The organism is Shewanella sp., assembly GCF_051658185.1.
GTDB lineage: Bacteria > Pseudomonadota > Gammaproteobacteria > Enterobacterales > Shewanellaceae > Shewanella.
The window spans coordinates 1-4061 of record NZ_JBOFMC010000141.1; the positions used below are offsets into that span (position 1 = coordinate 1).

General features: G+C 49.3%; 4 protein-coding genes. 3 read left to right on the forward strand and 1 reads right to left on the reverse strand.

Going from position 1 to position 4061, the window contains the following annotated elements; genetic code table 11:
* Positions 1–18: 18 nt before the first annotated feature.
* A complete protein-coding gene (gene dusC / locus ACRCZA_RS05880) occupies positions 19–978 on the reverse strand; it encodes a tRNA dihydrouridine(16) synthase DusC (RefSeq protein WP_438673534.1) in 960 nt (319 codons plus the stop codon).
* 580 nt (positions 979–1558) lie between these two features.
* Between dusC and ACRCZA_RS05885 the strand changes: the two genes are divergently transcribed.
* From ACRCZA_RS05885 to dnaX, 3 genes are all read left to right on the forward strand, one after another.
* Positions 1559–1924 carry a YbaN family protein gene (locus ACRCZA_RS05885; RefSeq protein ID WP_438673535.1) on the forward strand — a complete coding sequence of 122 codons (366 nt, stop codon included), beginning with the start codon at positions 1559–1561 and terminating at the stop codon, positions 1922–1924.
* A 255-nt stretch (positions 1925–2179) separates the two neighbouring features.
* On the forward strand, positions 2180–2731 hold the full coding sequence (gene apt, locus ACRCZA_RS05890; protein WP_438673536.1) for an adenine phosphoribosyltransferase: 552 nt from the start codon (positions 2180–2182) through the stop codon (positions 2729–2731).
* Positions 2732–2849: 118 nt separating this feature from the next.
* Positions 2850–4061 (forward strand): DNA polymerase III subunit gamma/tau (gene dnaX / locus ACRCZA_RS05895; protein ID WP_438673537.1); only part of this gene is annotated, 1212 nt, incomplete at its 3' end.

Below are 4061 nucleotides of genomic sequence, written 5' to 3' on the forward strand. Positions count from 1 at the left end.
AACCCGCGCCGCCAGTGATCATTGCCCTGATACTGACGCTAAGTCTTGCTGTGCCGCGGCTAACACGCGCACAATCTCTGCGGTCGTTTTATGGATCCGCAGTTCCCTGAAAAGGGTATCGGCTTCAGGATATTGACGATTCAGATAACTAAACCATTGTTTTATCCGAGCTGGGTAATAGTCGCTCTTGCGGCCAGTTAATTCTCTTTGGGTATAACTGAGCATTAATTCTAAGGTTTGTGCCCAAGTGTAGGGGGCTGCGCCGGTTTTAATGGTATCGGCTAAGTTGGGTAAGGATATCGCGCCCCGGCCAATCATAATGCTGTCACAGCCGGTAATGGCCATGCAGCGCTCGGCATCATTGCGGTTCCAAATCTCACCATTGGCAATCACCGGGATCGGCAAGCGTTGGCGCACTTCGGTGATGTATTCCCAATAAGCCGGAGGTTTATACCCATCGACTTTACTGCGGGCATGGATGGCAAGCTCAGTCGCCCCGGCCTCGTAGACGGCCAAGGCATTTTCCATAAACAGTGATTTATCTTCATAGCCTAAGCGAATTTTCGCGGTCACCGGTTGCGATTGGGGGACGGCTTGGCGCATGGCGCGCACAATAGCGTAAATGCTGTCGGGATATTGTAATAGCACCGCGCCACCATTACTGCGGTTAACCATTTTGGCTGGACAACCAAAGTTGGCATCAACCCCGTGTGAGCCCAGTTCAATAGCCCTGAGTGCATTTTCAGCCATGCATTGGGGTTCTTGCCCGAGTAATTGCACGCGTACTGGGGTACCCGCAGGGGTTTTGCCCTGGTTGAGTAACTCTGGGCAAAGTTTCAGAAAGACTTTTTCTGGTAACAGCTGATCGACTACTCGGACAAATTCGGTCACGAGTAAATCATAAGGGTTGATGGTTGAGAGGATGTCACGCATCAAATCGTCAACCACGCCTTCCATTGGAGCCAAAATGACACGCACAGTCGTTTATCTCAAAAGCGGTTAAAGGGCGGGCATTCTATCTTATTTTAGGCCCTGACAGAATTGCTTAAACGCCGAAATAAGGAGCTTAAACGCAGATTACCTTGTTAAGTGCTCACTCGAGTTGAGGCCAGTCCGTTGATTAAGCCTAGAATGGCGGCTTAATTGGCGCTGCGTGGGGCGTCAGCAAGCCTTATTCACACCGCGGCAGATTATTGCAATATCCCTACATAAAAAGGGTTTTTGTTGCATCGGCAATCCGCTACAATGCCAGCGTTTTGTGATGCACATCACTCTCTTGGGGCGCTTCACATCATGACAGGCGCAATTGCCCAAGGCCTAATCCAACAATAAGACTTGCACAACGACAGGAGCTGTAATGAGTAGCCAGCCATTCAAAGATCCATTCAATGTTATCTATTTTATTGGTTTTATTTTAGTTCTATTATTACCGACGCTACCTGCAAGTTTGACGTTATTACAGCAATTTGGGTTAATTTAAGCGGGTTTTCATTTAGAGTTGACATACTATAGGCCACTCCTAGAGTGGCTTTTGTATTTTAAAAGGGCGTTAAAGACGATGGTATTGAAGCGTGGACTGTTTTTACTGTTAGGGTTAACAGCACTTGCCTTAGGGGTGCTCGGCATTGTGCTCCCCCTGTTACCGACAGTGCCCTTTATTTTGCTTGCGGCATATTGTTTTGCCCGTTCGAGTGAACGCTTACATGGCTGGTTGATGGCTCACCCTTGGTTTGCCGATGCATTAACTCAATGGCAGGAGCAAGGGGCGATTCGCAAGGCACTTAAGCGCAAAGCGATGTGGGTGAGTGTGCTCAGTTTTGGCATCAGTATTATGGTGGTGCCGCTACTTTGGGTGAAAGGCTTATTGTTGGTGATGGCGCTATGCCTACTTTGCTATTTGAAGCGCGTTCCGGAAATTGACTAACGCTTGCCCAAACGAGCTTGGCTGATTCATTTCGGTTGTCAGTTAACCCAAGAGCGGCTGAGCGCAGAGGGGGATGGGTTGATCTAAGGCACAAATTACACACCAACAGCGCAGTTGTGCTCAGAGGTTGTTGCAACTCCCATTAAAGCGGCATAAGCTTTGGGAGATCCCTCATTTCGTCCACACTTGGTGTGGACGTTTTGTTTTTACCGCCAGCCTTGGCGAATTGATTAAGTAACCTATTAAGTAAATATGATGGCTATGAATACAGAAACCTTATCCTTGATAAAGCAAAGCATTAAAACCATTCCTAATTATCCTAAGGAAGGGATTCTCTTTCGCGATGTCACCAGTTTGCTTGAAGATGCAAAGGCCTACCGCGCGACGATTGATCTGTTAGTCGAGCAGTATCGCGGTAAAGGGTTTACTAAAATTGTTGGCACCGAAGCCCGCGGCTTTTTATTTGGTGCGCCATTAGCCTTAGAATTGGGTATTGGCTTTGTGCCCGTGCGTAAACCCGGTAAATTACCCCGTGCCACGATTAGCCAAAGCTATGAGCTGGAATATGGCCATGACAGTTTAGAAATTCACACCGATGCGATTGTGGCCAATGACAAGGTCCTCGTGGTCGATGATCTGCTGGCAACGGGCGGAACGATTGAAGCCACGGTTAAGCTGATCCGCCAGTTGGGTGGTGAAGTTAAGGATGCCGCGTTTGTGATTTCTTTACCGGATCTGGGTGGTGAAGCCCGTTTAACCGCGTTAGGGTTAGAATTGGTTAAACTTTGTGAGTTTGAAGGCGAATAAAGCTTCAGCCAAAGGCGCCTTGGGTTAGTTTGATGGCATGTCCGACTATGGCATGTTATCTTTCAACGTTCTCGGGGCGCTTGCTCCCATTTTTGTATTACACACTCTGGGGAGTTCCATGTCATATCAGGTGTTAGCCAGAAAATGGCGCCCTGCCACATTTGCACAAATGGTTGGTCAAAGTCATGTTTTACATGCTTTAACTAATGCGTTAAGTCAGCAGCGTTTACACCATGCTTATCTCTTTACGGGGACGCGCGGTGTGGGCAAAACCAGTTTGGCGCGACTCTTTGCCAAAGGCTTAAATTGTGAAAAAGGGGTCACCGCGACGCCCTGTGGCGTCTGTGGTAGTTGTGTTGAAATTGCTCAAGGCCGTTTTGTTGATCTGATTGAAGTCGACGCCGCCTCCCGCACTAAGGTCGATGACACCCGCGAATTATTGGATAACGTGCAATATCGCCCGACCCGAGGCCGTTTTAAGGTCTATCTCATCGATGAAGTGCACATGCTTTCTCGCAGCAGTTTTAATGCGCTGCTGAAAACGCTTGAAGAACCGCCAGAGCACGTTAAGTTTTTATTAGCGACGACAGATCCGCAAAAGCTACCCGTCACAGTGTTATCCCGTTGTCTGCAATTTAATTTAAAAAGCCTGACCCAGCAGGAAATTGCCACTCAGCTTGAGCATATTTTGACCGCAGAGCAATTCCCCTTTGAGCTCGAAGCCTTAAGTCTACTCGCCAAAGCGGCCAACGGCAGTATGCGGGATGCCTTAAGTTTGACCGACCAAGCGATTGCCTTTGGCGGCGGGACGGTCATGCTGACACAGGTGCAGACCATGCTCGGCAGTATCGACGCGCAGCATGTGCTGGCCTTACTTAAGGCATTGACCGATGCTGACATCAGCATACTCATGCAAACCTGTAGCCAAGTGCTGGCTTATGGCGCCGATGCTCAAGAAGTGCTGCGCAGTTTGCTGGAATTGCTGCATCAAATTACCTTAACGCAATTTGCCCCCGCGGCCGCACAGCAATCTTTATACAGTGCCCAAATTCAGGCCTTTGCAGCGCAGTTAGCCCCAGAGCAAGTGCAACTGTATTACCAAATTTTACTCACGGGCCGTAAAGACTTACCCCATGCACCGGATCCTAAGTCGGGGCTCGAAATGGCGTTACTGCGTGCCGTTGCCTTTGTGCCCGAGAAAAGCGTTAAACGCTGGCAGGTGGATGACGCGGCCAAGGTGGATTTGCCAGCGCCGCAGATGGGCACTGCGTCAGCCTTAACCGCGGTTGAAACGGCGCTTGAGCCACAACTTAGGGCACTGCCAGAGTCA

Excerpts from the sequence above, each read along its gene's own strand:
- ACRCZA_RS05885 (WP_438673535.1), top strand. The coding sequence starts at position 1,559 with ATGGTATTGAAGCGTGGACTGTTTTTACTGTTAGGGTTAACAGCACTT.
- apt (WP_438673536.1), top strand. The coding sequence starts at position 2,180 with ATGGCTATGAATACAGAAACCTTATCCTTGATAAAGCAAAGCATTAAA.